The organism is Pseudopontixanthobacter vadosimaris, from assembly GCF_012979275.1.
GTDB classification, from domain to species: Bacteria; Pseudomonadota; Alphaproteobacteria; order Sphingomonadales; family Sphingomonadaceae; genus Pseudopontixanthobacter; species Pseudopontixanthobacter vadosimaris.
The window spans coordinates 338,830-360,039 of sequence record NZ_JABASZ010000014.1; the positions used below are offsets into that span (position 1 = coordinate 338,830).

The window sequence follows — 21,210 nt, forward strand, 5'->3', positions numbered from 1 at the left end:
GTCGCGGTTGGCACGCGCATCGCTGCATAGTTCAACGATGACCTGGGGCTCGTACTAGCGGCCTGTCCAACATGCGCTGCCACTTGATCACATGGCTACCGCGCTGGCCCCGAAAAGCGCCTCGATTTTGGCCTGGGCCCCAACCCCGAGGTCAGCCACAATCAGCTTGTCTTTGGCGCGCGAGCAACAAACATAGAAGAGGTGGCGGGTTCTCCGCTCCCGGCTTTCGCTGGTGTCGGTTCCTGCCAGCAGCTTGCCAAACGAGTATTGGTTCCAGTTCGCGCCAGCGTCATCCAAAACCACGATCACGTTCTGAAATTCATCGCCTTTCACGCCGTGTTTGGTTGAGAACGGCATGCTGTTTTCCAGCACGGCGCGGTAACGACTGACTTCCAGATAGGGCACCGCCAGAAGAAGATCCAGAAAGGCCTGATGCGCTGCCTCGGGCGATCCTGCCTCGGCAGCCACCACAGGGCCTGCCACGGCCGCTTCCAAGTCATCAAGGAGTGTGACCAATTGCGCTGCCCGCAGATGCATTAAGATTGCTTCAATCGTTCCTCCGGCATCAATTAGTTTGATGAGGTCATCTAGGGCCGCCTTCACTCGCGCCTTCTCGGCTGCCCCCGCGATCGGGATCGGGCGTTCCTTCAATGAACTGATAGCGCGCCCCACCCGCCCTTCACGCCAAGCAGTAATAAATGGCTCGACTTTTTTAAGGAAGAAGGCTGCAATCGGGTCTTCGCCGCTCTGAAACTTATCTTGCGTAAAGCTTCCCCGACTGGCGAAGGCTGCCAATAGATCGGCATATCCGGCCTTGCGGGCGATAAGGCGGTGAGTGAGGAATAGAACCTTCAACTCGCCCTGTACACTCCAGCCGAAGACATCCTGCGCTTTCTGGACGGCGAGTTCGGCAATGTCCGCGTCCGGAGCCGTGCCGGTGAGACTGACATACACCGCGCCCCCCGGTAAATTGGCACCCGCTGGCTCCTGCTGAATGTCAGTTCGGACCTTGTTGAGAACGTCGATCACCGCCTTGGAGCACCGATAGTTCTCCTCCTTCTTGATTTGAACCAGCTGTGCCTGCTGATCGGCCGACAATTCGCCGACCCCTCCCGAATAGATGTTCTGCATCTTGTCGCCAAAGAAACCGATCAGCGGGGGATGCTCTGTCTTAAGAAGATGATCCAACAGGGCGGAGACAACCAGCGGATCAGTGTCCTGGTATTCGTCTACAAATATGAACGGGAATCGAGCGGCGACCACTTTCGATAAAAGCGGATGGTCGTGGAACATAATGTGAGCCACGCCCAAAAGGTCGTCGTGAAAAATTCGGCCTTCCAAGAAGTTTGCGCCGCGATCGGAGTAGGCGATCGTCGGTACCGTCTTTAAAGCTTCTGCCAATTCCTCCTGATCTTGCTTTCTGCGGCTGCTTGCAGGCAACCGGTCATTGAACGCAAGAAGGGCGGGCCTCAGCTCTTTCTGAAAGTTTTTGATCGAGGCCCATAAGAAGTCGTGGATCGTTGAGACCACAAACAAGGGGTCGTGCTCTGTACGCTCGATGATCTCATTCTTTGCTACATTCGTGAAAGTAATGCAGGCCACACGCTGGCCTTCCCCGATAACGCTCGAACGGTCCGGTCCTCGAATGAAATCAAGAGCGCGAATGAGGGACGATGTTTTGCCCGAGCCCGCCCCGGCGTCGATCAGGAAGCTCTGTCGCGTGTGCAGACAATCCAGGATTTTTTCGTCCGCTTCCGTCATCATTTTGCGGGATGCTCGGCCAGCCATTGGAGGCCTTGTTGAATATAGAGGGGAATCTCCCAGCCTGGTGCGCCCATCAGATCGAGGGCGAAATCGACCTTCCCGAGCTTGCCGCTCAACTCCCACGCTTGTGCTGTCAGGCCTGCGTCTATCGCTTTCTTGACGGCAGCCTTAGTCGTGCTGAGCTTGGCATGATTGTCAGTCAGCCAAGTGATGTTGGCGTAGATGAATGCTTCCTCGAATGAACGACCACAATGCCCGTCCTGGGTGACCTGATAGGCAACCCGAATGCAGCCTTGCGTCTTGGCCGCATTATCGCAGGCTTGCAATTCTTCGACGGTTTCCTCCTCGGGAATCCATTTGCGGAGACAGGCGTTGCTAGTGCTTTTCCCCGTCGCGACCGGGCATTTTTTTCCTCCGTCATCGACCGAGTCCAGGTCGGTAATGATCAGGCTCGGAATGCCAAGAAAGTCGATGATCGGCTTAAACTTATGGGCGTGCCCCCCGCCCACCTCAGAAATGCTGACATACTGACTTCCGAGCGTCTCGCAGCCAGCCACCTTGGCTTGCTCCTCAATCATCATTGGGAGCAGCAGCCGCTCGACCTGGCCTTCCACGAAGATGGCCTTGTCCGCGAAAAACAGATCGCAATGAGTCAGTCGAACATAGCGGCGCAGGAAGTCGAGAAGGTCGGGGTTGTGTGGTGGCAGCGGTAGCTGCGAAAGGTCCTGCATGACGACCTGACGGCCAACCCTGCGGAAATAGCGCACGGGCTCGAACTCAGAATGAGCGATCATGTGGGACGAGTGTGTGGAGAGCAGAACTTGTGCTGTCGTCCCTCCGTCCGTTTCCAAAACCTTCGAAATCTCGCTGATGAAAACCGTCTGCATCTGCGGGTGCAGGTGCGCCTCGGGTTCTTCAATCGCGATTATATGAACGCGCGGCTTGTCGCCCATCGTCGCGTCGATCGCAGCGCGGAAGGACTCCAGCTGCAGGACAATGTAAATCAGGTTTTTGTAGCCGAGCCCGTTATATTTTTCGGGCAGGTCGAACTCCTCCATTACTCCTTCTTTTTCGGCGTGTTCGCTGGCATAATATATTCGCGCATTGTCACGGTAAATTGTTTCTGCGCTCAGTTCAGCACGTACCCTCAGGTCCGGCGCTTTTTGGCCTGGCGGATAGCCAAAACTCTGAAGGCGCTTCGTCAAACGGCCAAAGGCTTTGCCGTACATCCCCGTAAGGTCGCCTGCGCTCGCCGTGAGTGCATCTTCGATCGCTTGATAACCGGCAGCGTCATCGACCCGATAGAAGCGTTCGTAATGATCGTGGAGAAGTTTTGAGAGCTTCGCGGACCGGCTTCCCTCATCGTCATCGACGTGCCGCTGAGCGGGCACGATGTCGATGCGCAGTAGGGATTTCAGCAAATTGCCGTCTTCGAGTTGTTCCACTTCTTTGCCGTCAGGGGACACTTTGAAGAAAACGCGTTTGAAATGATCTCTGAACGTCTCTTTCAGATAGTCGCACAGCGAGACGTCTTTGCGAGGCCTGGCCCCAAACTCGTCGAGAAGCTTTTTCGCGTTCTCCAGTCGATAGTCGATCCGCATGCGCACTCTGCTTGTGCCAGGCGTAAGGTCCATCAAAAGCTTGGTGGCTGCAACGAGGTCGGCGGGATCTTCGCCATAGGAAAAGGTCAGATCGAGCCGCATACGCGGTGTAAGCCGCCTAAGCAGCTCAATCTTCTTTTCTGGATCAGCTTCAGCCGCAACCTTTCGCTCGATCCGCTTCAGGTCCCGGTGGCGAAGCTGAGAGAGGTCGTGGAAGGAGATTTTAGGAGCCTCGGCTCCTTGCCCGATAAACAGCCGGAGAGCCTCCATTACTGAGGTTTTCCCGCTATTGTTCGGCCCCACCAAAATGGTCGTCGTTTTGTCCTGGGCGAGATCGATTGAGAGTCGGCGCAGCAACCTGAAGTTTCGGATCTTAATGTTCTCAAGGCGCATGCGGTCATTATCTCAAATGGCTCGAAGATCTCGAAGGTGACTGTAGGGCCATCCTGACACAAGGGGGAAGTAGTTTGCTATCGAATTGAACCGGAATCGCCTGTCACTCGATCCCGGGTGGCTTGATGAATTCCGTGATCAGCCGGCGAGCGCGGTGCACTGATCGCTAAACGGGTCACCTGGCTACGGTCCGCTTTCGGTCCAAGGCGTGGCATATCCCGCTCGGGCTCCTTTCCTCTGGGCTTCGAGGCAGACCTTGGGCGTGGGACGCGGTCGTTCATTGTGCATGACAATCACAGTTTGGGTGTAAGTCGATGTAAGTTCGGCTACTCCACTCAAGGTATGGAGGGTCTTAGTGTTCCAAGGCGCATTGTTCACTCGTGATTGGCTGAAGCAAGGGGTCACCGAATCCCCTGAGTGGCAGAATCTCGAAATTAGTGAAGTTGAGCAGCTCTACGAAAGCGCCCAGCATTTGCTGCATGAACATTCAGGCCACAAGAAGCCAACCGAAGCAGAAACCGAAGACCAACTTATTTATCCGCTGCTCGAATTGCTGGGCTGGCAACACAAATCCGTTCAACAGAACATGACGACAAAGGGACGCAAGGACGTTCCCGATGCCTTGCTTTTCGCCGATGGCGACGCCGCAGAAAAGGCGAAGACACTCGAGCCATGGCAACGCTTCCGTCATGGCGCTGCTCTTGTCGAAGCGAAGCGCTGGAACCGCCCGCTCGATCGCGAAGGGCAAGGCGACCAGGGTGTTCCGTCGACCCAAATCATGCATTATCTGCGCCGCGCTGCCGTCGTGGCAGATGGAAAGATGCCGTGGGGCATTCTGACTAACGGACGGCACTGGCGGCTCTACTACCAAAACGCTCTTTCTGTCGCTGAGGACTTCTTCGAAATTGACCTGGGCAAGGTCTTTGGTCTGCCCGGATGCGAACCGGATCTACTCGACGAACCGATCGATCCAGATTACGCATTCCGATTGTTCGTGCTGATTTTTGGTCGCGAAGCGTTTCGTCCGAGCGAGCAGGGCCGCAGCTTTCACCTGATCGCGATCGAGGATGCGCGCCGGTGGGAGGAAAGGGTCCGCAAGGATCTGGCAGATACGGTGTTCGAAACCGTCTTTCCCGAACTGATTACTGCCATCTCGTTGGCAGACCCGGATCGCCCCGAGACGCTCGATGATGGCTACGCCGAGCAGGTTCGCCAAGCGGCCATGTTCCTTCTCTATCGTCTATTGTTTGTGCTTTATGCCGAAGATCGGAATCTGCTCCCCGACGAGCGCGGTCCCTACGCGGACTATTGCCTGACCCGTCTTCGAGAGGAGATCAAGGAACGGCATGTGCAAAGGCAAGCACAGCTCGCCCGCAGCACTGCCTACTGGTCGCGCCTCGAGACAATTTTCGGCGCAATTTCCGAAGGCGACGATGATCTTGGCATTCCGCCCTACAACGGCGGCCTGTTCGCAGCGGAAGGCAATTCGCTACTCAGTCGCATCAAGCTGTCGGACGAGACGCTAGCCAAGGCTATATTACCGCTCTCACACCGCGAGGAAGAAGGGCGGCTTCGCTACATCAACTACCGCGACCTTTCGGTTCAGCAGCTCGGCTCGATCTATGAATCGATCCTCGAATACGGTGTCGAGATCGAGGAAACCGGGACCGTCCGACCGCGCTCGGACAACGAGGCACGGCACCGCTCGGGTTCGTATTACACACCAGAACCGCTCGTATCGCTGATCATCGAAAAAACGGTCGGCCCGGTCGTCGAAGAGAAGCGCGAGGCATTCGAAGCCGCTCTAGCAAGCGGCGCAAAGGGTGATGACCTTCGCGCACACGATCCGGCCATGGCACTGCTTTCGCTCCGCATCGTCGACCCCGCAATGGGAAGCGGGCATTTCCTCGTCAGCTTGGTCGATTGGCTTTCGGACAAGGTCTTGACCGCAGTCGGCGATGCCGAAAGCATGGCCGAGGGCGATTATACTTCTCCTCTCGTGAAGCTCATTGCCGAGTTGCGAGAGGGGATCGTCGCCAACGCGCGGGAGCATTACTGGCCGATCGTCGAAGACCAGCTGGATGACCGCCATATCGTGCGCCGCATGGTACTCAAGCGCTGCGTCCACGGGGTCGATCTCAACCCGATGGCCGTGGAGCTCGCCAAGGTCGCGCTCTGGTTGCACAGCTTCACCGTAGGTGCGCCGTTGTCGTTCCTCGACCATCATTTGCGGTGCGGTAACAGCGTGCTTGGCGCGTGGGTGCGCCCGACGATGGACTGGATGCAAGAACGCGGTGCCCTTATTTCCAACCGCCACCTCGCCCCGCTCGCCAACATCGTGCGCGAGATGGAAAAGATCGAAGGGCTGACCGACACCGACATTGCTCAGGTTGACCAGTCGAAAAGCCTCTTCACCACCGTCTCCGAAGCCAGCGCTCCGCTCGAAGCGATCCTCGATCTGGCAAAGGCGGATGATCTGATGGGCGTTCTGGAAACGAATGTCCGCCGACCCCGCGAACCGGCTGATGCCATTCGCAAGGATGGTGACAAACGCCTCGCCGACATGCGCAAGGCGCTGGCCGACAGCACCGACGAAGCAAAGGCGGAAAAGGCGCGGGTCGCGCTCGAAAAGGAATCTGCGAAGATTGACCGCGCGGTCGCCAAGGCGCGCGAAGCCGAACGCAAGTTCGACCGGGCTGAAGCGATGAAGCTGGTCCACGAAGGAACCTTCGGCGATCCCAGCCGGATCGCAAGCGGTGAAATCGAAGTGCTCGCAGCCGACGCGCGAACCGAGCTAAGCTTGGATGCACCAGAGCCGGTCCAAGGCAGTCTGATGCCGAGCCATAGGCCCGATGATCGCCGCCGCGCGCTGGCAGACAGCCTAGTGCGCGAGGCGCGCGCAATCGCGGCTGAACAGCGGTTCTTCCACTGGGAAGTGGCCTTCCCCGGCGTATGGCGCGACTTGTCCTCTTCGGGTCGGTCAGGCGGGTTCGATGCGGTCATTGGCAACCCGCCTTACGTCCGGCAGGAAGAAATCTCCCCGATCAAGCCCGCCCTGTCGAAAGCCTTCGACACCTATGCCGGCACCGCCGATCTCTACGTCTATTTCTACGAACAGGGGACCAAGCTGCTCAGGCCCGGCGGGCGAATGGGCTATGTCGTCACCAACAAGTGGTTGAAGGCTGGCTATGCAGAGAAGCTTCGGCGGATGTTCGCCGAGGATGTGTGGGTCGAATTTCTGGCCGATTTCGGCCACGCGCGCCATTTGTTCCCGGATGCCGACGTCTTTCCATGCGTCATCGCAGTGCAGAAGCCCGATGCAGACGCTGTGCCCGAGCAATACGATCTTGCGGTAATCCCGCGTGACGATGTTCCGCGTGAGGGTCTGTCGGCAGCAGTCCACGCCGCGACCTATCGTGCCGAACGCTCCGACCTGACCGAAGAAGCATGGGTGCTGGAGCCGCCAGACGTAGCCGCCCTGCTCAAGAAGATTCGTGAGCGCGGCGTATCGCTTGAGGAATATGCCGGGGCTAGTCCGCTTTACGGCGTGAAGACGGGCTTCAATGAGGCATTTCTGATCGACACCGCCACACGCGATCAGCTTGTTGGCGATGACCCGAAAGCAGCCGACATCATCAAGCCCTACCTGCGCGGTCAGGACATTGGCCGCTGGCTGCCGGAGTGGAACGGGCTCTGGATGATCTTCGCTCGGCGAGGTATCGACATTGAAGAATATCCGAGCGTACTTCGGCATCTCGAGTCTTTCCGAACACAGCTAGAACCCAAACCAGCTAATTGGCAGCCTCCGAAGAAGGATGCGAAATGGCCAGGTCGGAAGGCCGGAAGTTATCGCTGGTATGAGATTCAGGATGCTGTCGACTACTTTGAGGATTTTGACCGCCCGAAGGTCCTTTTGCGGCGCATCGCTTTCTATGCCCAAGTCTGCACTGACCAAGGCCAATACATGGTCAATGACTCAGCTTTGATACTGCCGACCGTTGATGAATGGATCGTCGCCTGCCTCAACTCACCGATCGGCTGGTATTTCCAATTCAAAAAGTTCCCGCACAAGAAGGATGAGGCGCTCGCTTTTGATATTCCTTATATCCGTGAGTTCCCAATTCCGCAGCTTGAACACGGAAAGCGGGAAGCGTTCCAAGATAATGTTGAGTGCATTAAGACGAACACCGCCATCGTGGAAAAAGCGGATCGAGCCATTGCTGACTGGCTTGGGTTCGAGTTCCCAAGAGTTACTAGCACCGCCCTTTCCGAGGCCAGCAAGCTCGACAGCGACGGCTTTGTCTCAGCGGTCCGCGCCGCCCTGCCCAAACGTGAAGGCTTGACCCCGACCCAACTCCGTCGGCTGCGCGAAGCGTTTGCCGAGACCGCCGAGCCTGCCCGGCAGGCACGGATCGAATTGCTGGCCCATGAGCGCAGCCTCGCTGCCATGGTCGAGCGCGCCTATGGCCTGACCGACGAGGAAGTTGCTCTCATGTGGCGCACGGCCCCGCCCCGCATGCCGCTGGCCCCTCCACCCGGGTTAGATCTAAGCGATGACACTGGTGACTGAACTACTCTAGGTTTTTGCTGTCACTGCTAAAGTCCGCAACCGGCGCACTTCCTGACCTTTCCGCAACCGAACTCCATTGGCTGACTGTGGGCCGGAAGCAGAATGGCGGCTCTAGAGCGGCCAAACCCAAAAAGCGGACTTAGGATGCGCCGACTTACACGCACACTGTTGGAAAAGTTCGTCAGTGCTCGCTATCGGGCTCTATGGCCACGACACCAACAGCAACAAACGCAACGAAGAAGGGGCACTGTCCCACCTGCGATGGCGAGCGCACCTGCGAAATCCACGGCTCGATCTACAAGGCTTGGGACTGGGAGGACAAGCAATATGGCCATTCGGTCAACGGCGGTGTCGACCACTCTGTGCTCGAATGTCAAGGGTGCGAGACGGTCTTCTACGAAACTTCCAGCTGGAACAGCGAAGACACCGATCACTACTACGATGCGGCGGGGCAGGAGCAGTATGAGCATCCGAGGGAGATACAAACTTATCCGAAGCCAGAGGCCAAGACGAAGCCGGTATGGTTCGACGCCATGCAAAAGGCTGACCCCCAGCTGCGCAATATCCTGAGCCAGATGTACGTAGCGCACGACAACCAGGCACACATCCTCACGGCGATAGGACTCAGAACGGCACTGGACCGTGCAACCGAAGTCCTCGGCATCGACCCGGCCAAGACATTTGATGAGAAACTGAACGAGCTGCGCGACGGAGGGTGGATCGGGCAAACTGAGCGGGACATCCTCGGCGTTGTTACGGATGCGGGTAATGCGGCTGCGCATCGCGGCTGGGAGCCCGACAGTCAGGAGGTTTCCGAACTGCTCTCATCGCTAGAGGTGTTCCTCCATCGCGCTTTTATCGTCGGCCAGAAAGCATTAGGCATCAAGAAAAGTATTCCCGCAAAACCCGAGCGGCTGCTCGCCGTTGGGAAGAAGACTACTCCCTGACCACAATTGGGGCCGGAAGCGGAAAGGCAGCTTTTATATCTTTGAGCGGATTAAGCGGACAGCGACTGCTGACCGAATCGCAAGCCGGTGCATTAGAGAATGGTCTGGAGAAACCCCTCTTGGAATAGACTTTTGCCGTCGTTAAAACGCACTTGCAGGACAGCCAACACGGAGCCGAGAGCCACAAAGTAAATCGGTTTACTATTTAGCGCGCCTTTCCTACCATCCAGTGATGGCGAGAGAAACCTTTACGATTGAGGGCGCAGGCGCAATTTCTCTTACAGCCGAGGCTGAGGGGGATGCCTACGCCATACCCGTCCTTCTTGCGCACGGCGGCGGGCAGACACGGCGCGCGTGGAGAAGGGTGGTCAGCGAGCTGGCTCAAGCCGGCTTTCGCGCAATCGCCTTCGACATGCGCGGTCACGGAGACAGCGATTGGTCGCCATGCGGAGCTTATGAAATGCGCGACTTCGCGGCGGATCTGGTCGCTGCAGCGTCGCGCCTGGACCAGAAGCCAGCGCTGGTCGGCGCTTCACTGGGCGGGCTCGCCGGACTGATTGCCGCAGGGGAGCTTGCTCCAGGTAGCTTTGCTTCACTCACATTGGTCGACATTGCCCCGCGCATGGAGCCTAGCGGTGTGATGCGCGTGGTTGGTTTCATGGAAGAGCATGTCGATAGCGGCTTCGCCTCACCAGAGGAGGCGGCCGACGTGATCGCTCGCTACATGCCGCATCGTCCCAGGCGGGGCGCGAGCGATGGTCTGAAAAACTATCTGAGGCAGAAGCCGGATGGGCGCTTCTATTGGCACTGGGACCCTGTGTTTATCCGTAATATAATGTCAGCCAGACAAGGCGACCCAGACAGCCAAGAACGTCAATCGGCAATGCTGAGCCAAGCTGCGGCGAATCTCACGCTTCCGCTTCACCTCATCCGAGGCGGCTCTAGCGATCTTGTTTCCGAAGAGGCCGTTTTGCATCTGCGACAACTCGTCCCCCATGCAGAATACACCGATATTGCCGATGCCACGCACATGGTCGTGGGCGATGCGAACGATGCCTTTTCCGCCGCTATCGTCGATTTCCTAGGGCGCCATCACTCTCGCGATACGGCTCAGCCACAGGGGACGAGGGAGCTATGATCGATCGAGAGCGCTTGCAGGAAATGCTGCATATAGCGCCGTTTCACCGATGGCTTGGGCTGGAGATTGCAACATGCTCCGACCAGGGAATCGCGATCACCATGCCATGGCGCGAAGAGATCGTGTCGAACCCTATGATTGGGTCGGCGCATGGAGGGATCCTGGCTTCACTGGTCGACCTCACCGGGCTTTATACTCTGCTTGCGGCGGGCGTCGCGGCGAGAGCGACGGCCGATCTGCATGTCAATTACCACCGTTCTGCAACCTCAGGACCTCTCACTGCTCACGGACAGATCGTGAAGCTCGGGCGACAGATTTCGGTGGCGGAAACCCGGGTTCTCGAGCCCGACGGCAAGTTGGTCGCCAGCGGCAGGGGCGCCTACTTCTCGTCAACCGGATCAATTGATCAGCGCGGCGGGACTATTGATCTCGAACAGGCTCTTGCCACCCAAGGCCCAGCGACTTCTGCAGCGCAATCCACGCCAGCGTAAGGGCGCCTTTTGCCCGGACGAGGTCTGCTGAGGCCTGCTGCTGTTCTCGCAGGGCCCGGTTGAGGTCAGCCTTCGAGATCGCTCCTGCAGCAAAACGTTGGCGGTTCAGGTCCGCCGCGACGTCAGCCTGCTTCTTGATTTGCATACTGGCAGCGAGCGCAACACGCTGCTGGCCGAAGCGAGCCAAGGCACGTTCGGCGTCTTGCAGTGCCAGAAGCACCGTCTGCTGGTAATTGGCGACTGCTTCGTTGCGCGCCGCCCCGGTTTGGTCGATCGCAGCGTCTACCCTGCCGAAATCCAGAAAATTCCACTGGAGGCGCGGGATCGCGAGTGCGGAGAATTCGCCGACATCGACAACGTCGTCCAACGAGGATCCGCCGAGGCCCAGGATCCCTGTGAAGGACAATTTCGGGAACCGCGCCGCCTCGGCCACCCCGATCCGCGCCGTCGACGCGGCAAGAGACCGTTCGGCCGCCCTTATGTCAGGCCGACGCGCCACCAGGCTTGCCGGATCGCCAATCGCGACCTGCTCTGGCGGCATGGGAATGGAGCGCACAGTCGTGAGCGCTGCATCAGCTGATCCCGGCACCTGTCCGGTCAGTATAGCGAGCGCATCAGACAGGACTGCGATATCCGCTTCAGCTTCGGCAAGTTGTGACTTGAGCACCTCCAGTTCGGCATTCGCGGTGCCTACCGGGAAAAGCGGCAATGCACCGCGCTGATAGCGTTGGTATGTCAGCGCCAGGATCTCTTCCTGCAACGAAATCTGCGCCTCAAATTGCTCTGCGCGGAATTGGGCCTCCCGCAAATTGACGTAGGTGCTGGCCACTTGGGCAGTCAACTGGACCTTTGCGTCCTCTGCATTGGCTACCGTTGCAGCAGCTTGGGCATTGCTGGCCTCAATACGCCTGCGCGAGCCACCGGCAAACTCCAGCTCCCAGTTCGCGTTAAGGCCCACATTGTAAAAGCTGAGCGAGTCATCGGTTTCTGCGTCAGGATTGGTTTGCTCTGACGGGGGGGGCGCCCCGCCTTGAAGGTCGAGACCAGGAAGCCGGCCCTGCACGGTAGTGGCCTGTGCCCCAAGCGTTGGCATTCGACCCGCACGGTCTTGCCTGATGGATGCCCGTGCCTGAGCAATGCGCGCCTGCGCTGCGGCGAGCGAGGGGTTGCCGGACAGCGCAGCCTCCACCAGCCGCGTCAACTCGGGATCGCCGAGCAGCAGCCACCATTGAGCGACAACCGGATCAGATGCGCTCACATCGCTGCCAGCGCGCACAAAGCGAGCGCCCGTGTCTGCTGACACAACTTCCGGGGGGCCTGCATAATCGGGCCCTGCCGTGCATCCAGCTAGCAAGGCGAAAGTGACAAGCGGAGGTAGCAAGTGGCGCATAATCTCGGGCTCAGTGCATCGAAAGGGAGACATTTTTCGGGAGCGGCTTGAGGAACAGGGCAAGCGGGACCGTCGCGAGTGTGAGAAGTCCCATCACCAGAAAGACGTCATTGTAGGTCATGATGAACGCTTCGCGCTGGAGAGTGCCGCCGAGTGCCGCCATCGCTCGTTCCATATCGCCCAGGCTTCGCGCCAGTCCGTCGAGATAGGTCTGCAGCGAAACGCTGTTCGCATTCAGCGTTTCTTCCATGCGCCTCGTATGGTGCCAAATTCGCTGGTCCTGGAACGAAGCGAGGGCCGAAAGGGCGAATGATCCGCCAAGATTGCGGGCCGCGTTGAAAATGCCCGAGGCATCGCCCGCGTCTTCCTTGGCCACCGACGCAACCGTTGCCTGATTCAGGAACATCATCGCGAGTATCATTCCGGCCCCGCGGATAAGCTGACTTTCAGTGAAGACAGCGCCGCCGGATTCGGCAGTCAGACTCGTGCTGACAAAGCAGCTGATCGCCATCAGCAGCATTCCGGTGCCGACGGCAATGCGGATGTCCACCTTGCGGATCATCAGGGGCAGAACCGGCATCAGGAGAAAGGCCGGGACACCCATCCAGAAGATGACCAGTCCCGTCTGAAAAGCATTAAAGTCAGAGATGATCGCCAGAAACTGCGGAATGACATAGGTCGAACCATACATCACCATGCCCAGGGCGAGCGCCATGATCGCGACGCTGGCGAACTGTCGATTGAGCAGAAGCCGAAGTTTCAAGACCGGCTTGCTTGCTTTCACTTGTCCGTAAATCAAACAGGCAAAGCCGATAATGGTCACCACCGTTAGCCAGCGAATGAGTGAGGACTCGAACCATTCCTCATGGTGCCCTTCCTCGAGTACAACAGTCAGACCGCCCAGTCCGAGGATCAGCCCGAGAATGCCAGCCCAATCGGCGTCCGTGAGATATTCCCACTTGGGCTTCTCGTGAGGCAGCCCGATAAACAGCAGGAGCAGCAGGGTTGCGCAGACTGGCACATTGACGAAAAAGGCATAGTGCCAGCTCAGGTTCTCGGTCAGCCAGCCGCCGATCAATGGCCCCATCACGGGGCCAAGAACCACAGTCATGCCGAACAGGGCCATTCCGATTGGCTGTTGGTGCGGCGGCAATCGTTTAGCCACAATAGTCATTGCGGTCGGAATGAGGACACCGCCCGTGAAGCCCTGGCCCGTGCGGCCGATGATCATGGTAGTAAGGTCGGTGGCAACCCCGCATAGCACCGAAAAAGCGGTGAACGCGCTGACCGCTATAATGAGAAGGGTTCGCAGACCGAACAGCCGTTCCAGCCAGGCGCTCAGCGGAATGACGACGATTTCAGCGACAAGAAACGAAGTTGCGATCCAGGTTCCTTCTGTCCCGCTGGCCCCGATCTCGCCCTGAATGACCGGAAGAGCCGAATTGACGATCGAGATGTCCAGCGTGGCGAGCATGGCGCCAAGCGCGCCCGCGGCCACAGCGACCCAGGCGGTAGCGTCTGCGTTCTTTCGGCTCCCGGCCGGCCCGATCGAAGTGTCCTGCGCTGCCAGTATCTCGGTCATTGAGTCCGACTCGAGATCTCTTCCAATTCGCCGGCAGCATTCCGGGTGTCGACAACAGCCACAACCGACATGCCGGGAACGAGCAATCTACGCACTTCAGGGGGAGCATCGATAGCGATGCGGACGGGTATCCGTTGAACGATCTTGGTAAAGTTGCCGGTGGCGTTTTCGGGGGGGAGGATGGAAAATTCCGCGCCCGTTCCTGGCGATATGCTGTCCACTCGTCCCGCGATCTCAAGGTCTGGCAGGGCGTCAACTTCGAGCCTGACGCTCTGGCCGGCCCGGATGAGGCCGACCTGAGTTTCTTTGAAGTTCGCGGTCACGTAGATCGCGCTCACCGGAACAACCGTCATCAAACGTTGACCCGGTTGCACGAACTGGCCCACCCTCACCGAGAGATCGCCGACGCGGCCGGCCTTGCTGGCGCGCAGCAAGGTCGATTCAACCGTAAGGTCGGCTGTTTCCAGCTGAGCGCGAGCAGCGTCCGCCTGCGCCTGGGTCTGGCTGATCTGCTCGAACAGGGTCCCCCGGCGAGCGGTCGCGGCAGCCACCGCCGCCTGCGCAGCGGCGAGTTCGGCCCGCGCCTGCCGCGCCTGCGCCTCATACTGGTCTAGCTTTTCCCGCGGTTCGGCTCCTGTCGCGACAAGGGGCCGATATCGCGCCACCTGGTCGTTCGCGAGGTCGAGTGCTGCGCGCGCGGCGGCGAGTTGGCCCCGCGCCTGGCGAATGGCTGCATCCTGTTCGGCTACCTGAGAACGGATTGTGTCGGCACCGGCCAGGGTCGCAGCGATCTGTGCGCGCGCCTGTTGCGCTTGCGCCTGATAATCCCGCAGATCCAGTTGTACGAGGGCTCCGCCGCGAGCAACTTGCTCGTTCTCCCCCACGAAGACCTCTTCGACGTATCCCGCTACCTTGGAAGAGATAACGACGCTGTCGGCAGCGACATAGGCGTTATCGGTCGACTGCATGTACTGTCCGTAGGTTACGTGCCGGTAGTACCACCAGATCCCGCCAAGCAGCACGGCAAGACCAACGATGATTAGCACGATGCGCAAGCCACGCCGCGATTGCGGTTTCGTTGGGGTTGTGCCCTCCTGCTCCGGTTGGTTGGAGTTATCGGTCATCTGATTCTTTCGGCAGCCTCAGTAAAAGGTGAACGCGTCTCGCGCCCTATGAGCCGTGAGTCAAATAGTAAAGGCGTTTAGCAGTTTGCATTTGGGCATCCGAGGCTATCCGACTACACAGCGCTATGGATGAAAAACCAGATACCATGTCACGGTCTCAGCGTCGGCAGAAGGTCATCACCGATGATGACCGCATTCTCTATCTTATGGACGAGATCAGTCGCGGCGCGCGCAGAGTGTACGATGCGAGGGTCGCCAGGATCGGTCTCAATCAGACACAGTGGAGGATCATCGGACAACTTCTTCGCGATCCTGCCCTTACGCAGGCTGAAATCGCCAAGAAACTGGAACTGGAATCGGCGACCATCGGCCAGGCGGTTGCAGGTCTTTGCGCACGCGGGCTGATGAAAAGGCTTCGAGCTGAGACGGATCGGCGAGCGTGGCAGCTCATCCTCACGGAGCAGCTTGACGATCTGCTGCCCGAACTGAGAGGCTCCGCGGATAGGCTTCATGATCTTCTTTGGCGCGACATTGCCGCCGACGAGAAGCGAACGTTGCAGCAGATTCTTGAAAGGGTATCGAAAAATCTGGACCAACTCCGGGCCGAGGCTGAGTAAAATCATGGCATCGCCCCCGGATAAGCCTATCGGCAGCATCGCTCGCGCCGCGGAGATCGGCCAAATCCTAATGAGGCACGGCGCGAAAAATCTCGCCGGAGCCCTCGGATTTATTCCCTCTTCGAGCAATGTCATCGATCCTCGCGAATTTCGTCCGGCCGCAGTTGTCGCGTTCCTCCGTGACATCGGGCCAGTTGGTATAAAGCTGGGGCAGCTCCTCGCCACCCGAAGCGATCTGTTTACCGAACACTGGATCACGGCATTCTCAACCCTGCACGATCAGGTGTCGCCAGTGCGCTTCGCAGATATCGAGCCCGTACTTGCTTCAAGCTGGGGTGAGGACTGGCGGAACGACTTTGCGCAGTTCGACGAACAGCCTTTGGCGTCCGCCTCGATTGCACAGACCTATTCCGCCAAGCTACAGGACGGTAGCGAGGTCATCGTGAAGGTTCGCCGCCCGGGCACCGCCGCGCGCATGGAAGCCGATGTGCGCCTGCTTGTGCGTCTTGCCGAGATCGCAGAAGCACGCTCGCCTGACATCGCGCGTTACCGGCCAGTCGAGTTTCTGCGGACCTTCGGCCGCAATCTAGCCTGGGAGATGGACCTCGCTGCGGAATCCCGAGCCTGCGAGCGGATCGGCGCATATCTCGATACCATCGGCGTCAGGACCCCGGCCATCCATTGGGAACTGACCGGGCTGCGGGTGAACGTTCAGGAACGCCTGTACGGCAGGCCCGCGTCTTCGCTGGGCAGCCCATCCGGCGACCCGCCGGTGGCGGCTTTCGCTAAAAGCTATGCCAACGCTGTCCTGCGCATGATCATCCTGAACGGCGAATTCCACGGCGACCCTCATCCCGGCAATGTTTTCCTGATCGGCGAGCAGGATGTCGGCTTCATCGACTTCGGATCAGTCGGGACGCTCACCAAGACGAGGCGCGACGAGATCGTTCGGCTCGTGCTTGCGATCGCTGGCGAGGAAACGAGCGAAGTCGCGGATGTCCTGCTCGCATGGGCGGGGGCGCCGAAGGTGGATCGCGATGCGCTCGCGGTGGATCTCGATCATTTGATCGGAGAGTTCAGGGGGACCGTGCTTTCTGGAATCGAGTTCTCGCAAATTTTTTCCCGCGTTTTCGATCTTTTGCGGGATTATCAACTGGTCCTGCCACCCGATCTGGCCATCCTTCTGCGTACCTTGCTTACGGCAGAGGGTGTCGTCCGATCACTGGCACCCGACTATAACATTGCCGAGGACACCCGGCCGATCATGACGGAGCTTTTCGCCGAGCGGTTCTCGCTCGCTAGCGCTCGGTCGGGTTTGAAGAAACTTCGCGGTCAGCTGCTGGGGTTGTCGGCGTCCTTGCCCGACATACTTGCCACTGCGAACTCGATCGCAAAGTCAGGATATGTGCCGGTTCAGCTCGATCCGCTCAGTATCGAGCAACTCGCAGGACTTCGCAATGAGCGTCAGTCCTTGAAAGGCCCTCTAGCTGCCGCATTGATCGTGGCTAGCGCATTGCTTGTCGATCAATCCTGGCTTCTGGCTGGCGGCGCGCTTGTGATTGCTGGGGTGGTGCTCATCCGAAAATCATAATGAAGGAGCAACTTAATTCGTGCACGGTCACGTTACGGCAAAGCCGAACTTAATGAGGATTTCATACGCCGCACTTCAGCGACCAAGACGCATCGCGAAAAAAATTTTTCGACCTATTGCGATTGAAGGCTTATTTTCCTCAATCAGACGAAACTATGGAACGGCAGCTTTCAGGCTTGTCCTCGCCTGACTTTATGGCCGCTATTAGGGCGCATTGCTGCCAAGCGAATTAGACCCCACGACATTGAATTCGAATCTCTGGAGCGCGAAATCTCACTGACGCCAGGGGGCTTCGGATAGCGCCAGTCTGCACGCGATTTCATCACCAATTTCGGTCGCAGCCTCAAGGAGGGAGGTATCATCCAAGTGTGCATACCGAGCTGTTGTCGAAACCTGCCTGTGGCCAAGGAGGCTTCCAATCATCGGCAAAGTCTCGGATGATCGCGCTGCCAGGCTGGCATAGTTGTGCCTCAGATCGTGGAGCCTGACGTCATCCAGACCGGCATCACGCCGAAGCTTGCGCCAGAACCAGTCGATCGCTGAAACCGACTGCCCCTTGAACGGAAACACTAGCTCATCCTTCTTCCCACGCGGCAATCCATCGAGCACCGCCCTCGCCTCCTGGCCAAGCCAGACGATGCGCGGACCTGTCTTGGAATCGGTCAGTTTGAGCTTCCGCCCCTGAACCTCGCCCCAGGTGAGGTTGAGGATTTCGCCGCGTCGGCATCCCGTCAACGTGAGCAGTGTGACTACCGCCGCCTCGACGGGCTGGTCAGCGCGTCGGTCGACAAGGGCTTTCCCGAGCCGCGCCATCTCGGCGTCGCTCAGAAACCGTTCGATCTTGCGCCCCCTGTTCTTCTTCACGCCTCGAAAGGGGTTTGAATGCTCCGGAATATAGCCCCAGGCCTCGGCCTTGGCGAACATGGCTTTCAGAATTTCCATGGCGCGGTTTGCCGCGCCCGGCCCTGCCGAGCGCGTTACCTCCGCGTGCCAGCGCACCGCATCGGCATGATCGATCTCGTCGATGAACTTGCCCGCAAACGCATGGTCGAGATGGGTGCGGCGGTAGATGTCCTGGATCTCGCGCGTGGACTTCTTCCAGGTCGGTGCCGCCACATCCCAATACGACTGAAGGAACGCCGCATAGGTCGGCGTCTTCGTGCCGCGCTTCTTCTTGTCTGCCGGGTTCTGCCCGAGCTCGATCCGGAGGATCAGCCGGCGGGCAACATCCTTCGCTATGCGCTCGGTAAGGATGGCGGCATCGCCGATCGTTATCAACCGCTGCTTGCCACCGATGGTCCGCTGGAGGACGTAGCTCTTGCGTCCTGAGCGGTGGATGCGCTCGCCAAAGCCCGGAAGCACGTAGTCAAACCTCGTCCGGCGCTTCCCAGCCTCTCCCGGAACAACGCGCGCGAGTTCCTCGGCCAGGATATGCTTCAGATCGTATCCGGTCACGCCGCGATGCCCAGCGCACCGGCGAGGCTCGAACAAATCCGGTCGGCGCTCTCCGAGATGATGTCGTCTGCAAGATGCGCATAGCGCGCGGTCGTCTCGGGAAGCGCGTGCCCCAACAGCTTGCCGATGGTCGCGAGTGGAATGCCCTTGGCAATGGCCGCTGAGGCAAAGCTGTGGCGAAGATCGTGGAGCCGGACATCGGGAAGAGCGGCCTTGCGCCTGATCCTGATCCAGTGTTCTCCAAGATTGATTGGTCCCTCCCGATGCAACGCCGGAAAGACAAGCTGGTCGTCGGCCCGGCGGTCGAGGCCACTCAGAATTTCGATCGCTTGCGGGTTGAGATAAATGGTCTTCGGGCCGGTCTTGCTGTCGGGTAGCGCAAGTCGAGGAATCTGGACGTAGCGCCAGCGCAAGGTCGCAATCTCCGAAGCACGTGCACCCGTGTAAACGAGCAAGAGAAGCGCGGGGATCACGAACGGGTTCGCAAACTCGTGATTGGCCAACGCGCGCCCGAGCCTGCGGTATTCGTCGGCGGAAAGGTAGCGCTCCGGGAGCTCGCGCTTGAAGCGGGACACACCGCGACACGGGTTGGAGCATTTGGCGCGATACCCGAGCTTTTCCGCATACTGCATCATGACAGACATGATCGGGATGGTGCGATTGAAGCTCCCTTCCCTCTTTGTCATGGTGTCGCGCCAGCGGTTGATGTCTGACCGTGCGATCATGTCGACCGGAAGTTCGCCGAAATGCGGAATGAGCAGCTGATCGATGCGCGAGCGCGAGCTCGTCCTGGTCGACGGCTTCCAGTGCGGCGAATAGTCGGTCCAGAATTCCTCGGCGAAGTCGACAAAGAGCGGGACCTTTTTCTGCTCGGGCGCAGACGGCAGGTCGGCAAGCGTAGCCCTGATGAGCAATCTGCGCGCGGCAGCGCGCGCGGCGGGAGCGCCCAGCGCACCTGCCGCCACTCCCGCGCGTCCCAGCGTCACCATCCTCTGCACGCCTCGGGGCCTGTACTTCACTATCCAGCTAAGGTGTCCGGACTTGCGCTTGCGCAGTCCGAAGCCAGGCAGTTCATTATCCCATGTAATCCCGAGCGGAAGTGAGGCTCGACGGGCCACATGACCGGTCAGTTTCAGCTTATTGGATTGGCGTTTGTGGGTGACGGCTGTGCCTTGCCCACCCACAGATTGCCGGTGGGTTAGAAATTTCGAACTATCTGTTTTTACTAGGTTTTGCTCCATAAATGCAGCTTAGGCTGCGTACGGTGTGCCAATTCTGTTCCCCATTGTACGGCGAAATCCAGTGATCATGGTCGCTCCTTTCTCTAAGGCATTTTCCAACTGAGCCCTCGGAGGCGCGAGCATCCAGTTCGCGACCGTAATTGAGCCTGATCTGCGTTTGAATGAATACCACGCACAAGGACCGCACACCCCGCAAAGGCGGCGGCAAAGGAGCGCGTGCGGTGCCCGGGACCGGGGCCTGTCGGTTCCCGCGGCACCGCGCCGGTCCGACCCGCTGTCGTTCGGGCGTGCGTGCGGGGCCCAGAACAAGAAGGCCGCGCCCGCAGGAGCACCGCCGAAGGCGGGGCGGGACCGAGCGCGACCCCAGCCCCGCTCCGCTTTTCGTCCCGCTCCAGTGCCAGCGAACACGAAAAAAGGCAGGAACCGTCACCGGCTCCTGCCCTCGTATGGTCGTCAGTATTCGTCCAGCATGGCTCCATGGACCGTGTGCACCACGCGGCTGGCGAGATGCGCAGGCAGTGCGTTGTAGTCACCCTCGTCCAGGGCGAAGTAGCCCAGGTCTTCATCTTCCACCACGTGCTGGTCGAAGAAACTGTGCTGGGCGCGCCTTTCGGCAACTGCAAGCGCTTCGAAATAGCTGTGCGCGTTCATGTCCAAGGTGCTGAGTGTAGTCATGATATCCTCCTGAAACCTGTCGCTGAGACGACAGGAAACAGGCGGAGGGGCATGGGGCCGGCGGGTCAGGGATCGCCCCGAGGGCGACCGCGAAGCGGCGGTGGGGGCAACGATTTTGTCGGACCGGAGCAAAGCGCAGGGGAGGCAAAATGGTGGGGCCCCGCCGTCCTTGACGCGCCGGCCCCATGCCCATCACCCTTGGAATTCGGTGAGCCAGCCCCCTCCCCCGCTCCGTTACGTAGTGCAAGGGACGACCAGCGCGATTGGACTTTCCTACAGGCTGTGCCCGGGTGCATGTTGATCGAAGGGAGGAACCACCGAGGGGTGCAGGAAAGGAACCCCGATGCCAACCAAACGAAGCGCTGTCGCAGCACTCCGGAAACTCGAGGCCGACCGGCTGGCACTTGCCGAGCGCCAGAAGCTACTTGAAGCTCAAGCCGCCCTAGAACTGGGACGCATCATCCTGGGAACGGGGCTTGAGACCTTCTCGAAGAAGGCGCTCGCAAGAGTTGCCGGAGAGCTCGGAAAGCTCGGTGAAGAGGCGTCTCTGCAGAAGCTGCTTCCACCGGCTCGCTCGTCTCCTCGCACCGAACAGCCATCCGGAGAGTAGGAACACCAAGAAGGGGCCCTG

The 21,210-nt window shown here is 59.2% G+C and carries 15 protein-coding genes; 7 read left to right on the plus strand and 8 right to left on the minus strand.

All coding sequences use genetic code 11. From position 1 onward, the window contains the following. Nucleotides 1–87: 87 nt before the first annotated feature. Both HG250_RS03880 and HG250_RS03885 read right to left on the minus strand, forming a co-directional pair. The gene (locus HG250_RS03880) at nucleotides 88–1,764 is read right to left on the minus strand and encodes a UvrD-helicase domain-containing protein (protein WP_054525568.1); all 1,677 of its coding nucleotides are present in this window, start codon (nucleotides 1,762–1,764) and stop codon (nucleotides 88–90) included. Further along, on the minus strand, nucleotides 1,761–3,758 hold the full coding sequence (locus HG250_RS03885; protein ID WP_170002872.1) for an ATP-dependent nuclease: 1,998 nt from the start codon (nucleotides 3,756–3,758) through the stop codon (nucleotides 1,761–1,763). The genes HG250_RS03880 and HG250_RS03885 overlap by 4 nt, the downstream gene beginning before the upstream one ends. A gap of 355 nt (nucleotides 3,759–4,113) precedes the next feature. Here HG250_RS03885 and HG250_RS13080 point away from each other — a divergent pair, with 355 nt between their 5' ends. The 4 genes from HG250_RS13080 (at nucleotide 4,114) to HG250_RS03905 (ending at nucleotide 10,904) form a co-directional block, all read left to right on the plus strand. Continuing rightward, entirely contained in the window at nucleotides 4,114–8,328 is a 4,215-nt protein-coding gene (locus HG250_RS13080; RefSeq protein ID WP_138619423.1) for an Eco57I restriction-modification methylase domain-containing protein, read from the plus strand. Nucleotides 8,329–8,531: 203 nt separating this feature from the next. Then, the gene (locus HG250_RS03895) at nucleotides 8,532–9,275 is read left to right on the plus strand and encodes a DUF4145 domain-containing protein (RefSeq protein WP_170002874.1); all 744 of its coding nucleotides are present in this window, start codon (nucleotides 8,532–8,534) and stop codon (nucleotides 9,273–9,275) included. A gap of 232 nt (nucleotides 9,276–9,507) precedes the next feature. After that, the gene (locus HG250_RS03900) at nucleotides 9,508–10,413 is read left to right on the plus strand and encodes an alpha/beta fold hydrolase (RefSeq protein ID WP_054525565.1); all 906 of its coding nucleotides are present in this window, start codon (nucleotides 9,508–9,510) and stop codon (nucleotides 10,411–10,413) included. Beyond that, a complete protein-coding gene (locus HG250_RS03905; RefSeq protein WP_082379178.1) occupies nucleotides 10,410–10,904 on the plus strand; it encodes a hotdog fold thioesterase in 495 nt (164 codons plus the stop codon). Before HG250_RS03900 ends, HG250_RS03905 begins: the two co-directional genes overlap by 4 nt. Here the strand turns inward: HG250_RS03905 and HG250_RS03910 are convergent. The 3 genes from HG250_RS03910 to HG250_RS03920 are packed head-to-tail and all read right to left on the minus strand — an operon-like array spanning nucleotide 10,834 to nucleotide 15,000. Next, nucleotides 10,834–12,294, minus strand: coding sequence for an efflux transporter outer membrane subunit (locus tag HG250_RS03910; RefSeq protein ID WP_082400327.1), 1,461 nt, complete (start codon nucleotides 12,292–12,294; stop codon nucleotides 10,834–10,836). The genes HG250_RS03905 and HG250_RS03910 overlap by 71 nt on opposite strands. 10 nt (nucleotides 12,295–12,304) lie before the next feature. Continuing rightward, nucleotides 12,305–13,876, minus strand: coding sequence for an MDR family MFS transporter (locus HG250_RS03915; protein WP_054527103.1), 1,572 nt, complete (start codon nucleotides 13,874–13,876; stop codon nucleotides 12,305–12,307). Beyond that, nucleotides 13,873–15,000, minus strand: a complete 1,128-nt coding sequence (locus HG250_RS03920) for an HlyD family secretion protein (RefSeq protein WP_054527104.1) — start codon at nucleotides 14,998–15,000, stop codon at nucleotides 13,873–13,875. The genes HG250_RS03915 and HG250_RS03920 overlap by 4 nt, the downstream gene beginning before the upstream one ends. A 206-nt stretch (nucleotides 15,001–15,206) precedes the next feature. Here HG250_RS03920 and HG250_RS13115 point away from each other — a divergent pair, with 206 nt between their 5' ends. Beyond that, nucleotides 15,207–15,617: a MarR family winged helix-turn-helix transcriptional regulator gene (locus HG250_RS13115; protein WP_420821307.1), complete on the plus strand. Its 411-nt coding sequence runs from the start codon at nucleotides 15,207–15,209 to the stop codon at nucleotides 15,615–15,617. Nucleotides 15,618–15,621: 4 nt separating this feature from the next. Further along, nucleotides 15,622–17,208 (plus strand): ABC1 kinase family protein, encoded by a 1,587-nt coding sequence (locus HG250_RS03930; protein ID WP_138619420.1) that lies wholly within the window; start codon nucleotides 15,622–15,624, stop codon nucleotides 17,206–17,208. Between the two features lie 273 nt (nucleotides 17,209–17,481). On the opposite strand, the gene HG250_RS03935 is transcribed toward HG250_RS03930, so the two are convergent. From HG250_RS03935 to HG250_RS03945, 3 genes are all read right to left on the minus strand, one after another. Beyond that, on the minus strand, nucleotides 17,482–18,663 hold the full coding sequence (locus HG250_RS03935; RefSeq protein ID WP_054522892.1) for a site-specific integrase: 1,182 nt from the start codon (nucleotides 18,661–18,663) through the stop codon (nucleotides 17,482–17,484). Further along, nucleotides 18,660–19,652, minus strand: coding sequence for a tyrosine-type recombinase/integrase (locus tag HG250_RS03940; RefSeq protein ID WP_054522880.1), 993 nt, complete (start codon nucleotides 19,650–19,652; stop codon nucleotides 18,660–18,662). The genes HG250_RS03935 and HG250_RS03940 overlap by 4 nt, the downstream gene beginning before the upstream one ends. Before the next feature lie 705 nt (nucleotides 19,653–20,357). Continuing rightward, nucleotides 20,358–20,579: a hypothetical protein gene (locus tag HG250_RS03945; RefSeq protein WP_029140018.1), complete on the minus strand. Its 222-nt coding sequence runs from the start codon at nucleotides 20,577–20,579 to the stop codon at nucleotides 20,358–20,360. A 343-nt stretch (nucleotides 20,580–20,922) separates the two neighbouring features. Here HG250_RS03945 and HG250_RS03950 point away from each other — a divergent pair, with 343 nt between their 5' ends. Beyond that, nucleotides 20,923–21,189 (plus strand): DUF6437 family protein, encoded by a 267-nt coding sequence (locus HG250_RS03950; protein ID WP_083825588.1) that lies wholly within the window; start codon nucleotides 20,923–20,925, stop codon nucleotides 21,187–21,189. Nucleotides 21,190–21,210: the final 21 nt, after the last annotated feature.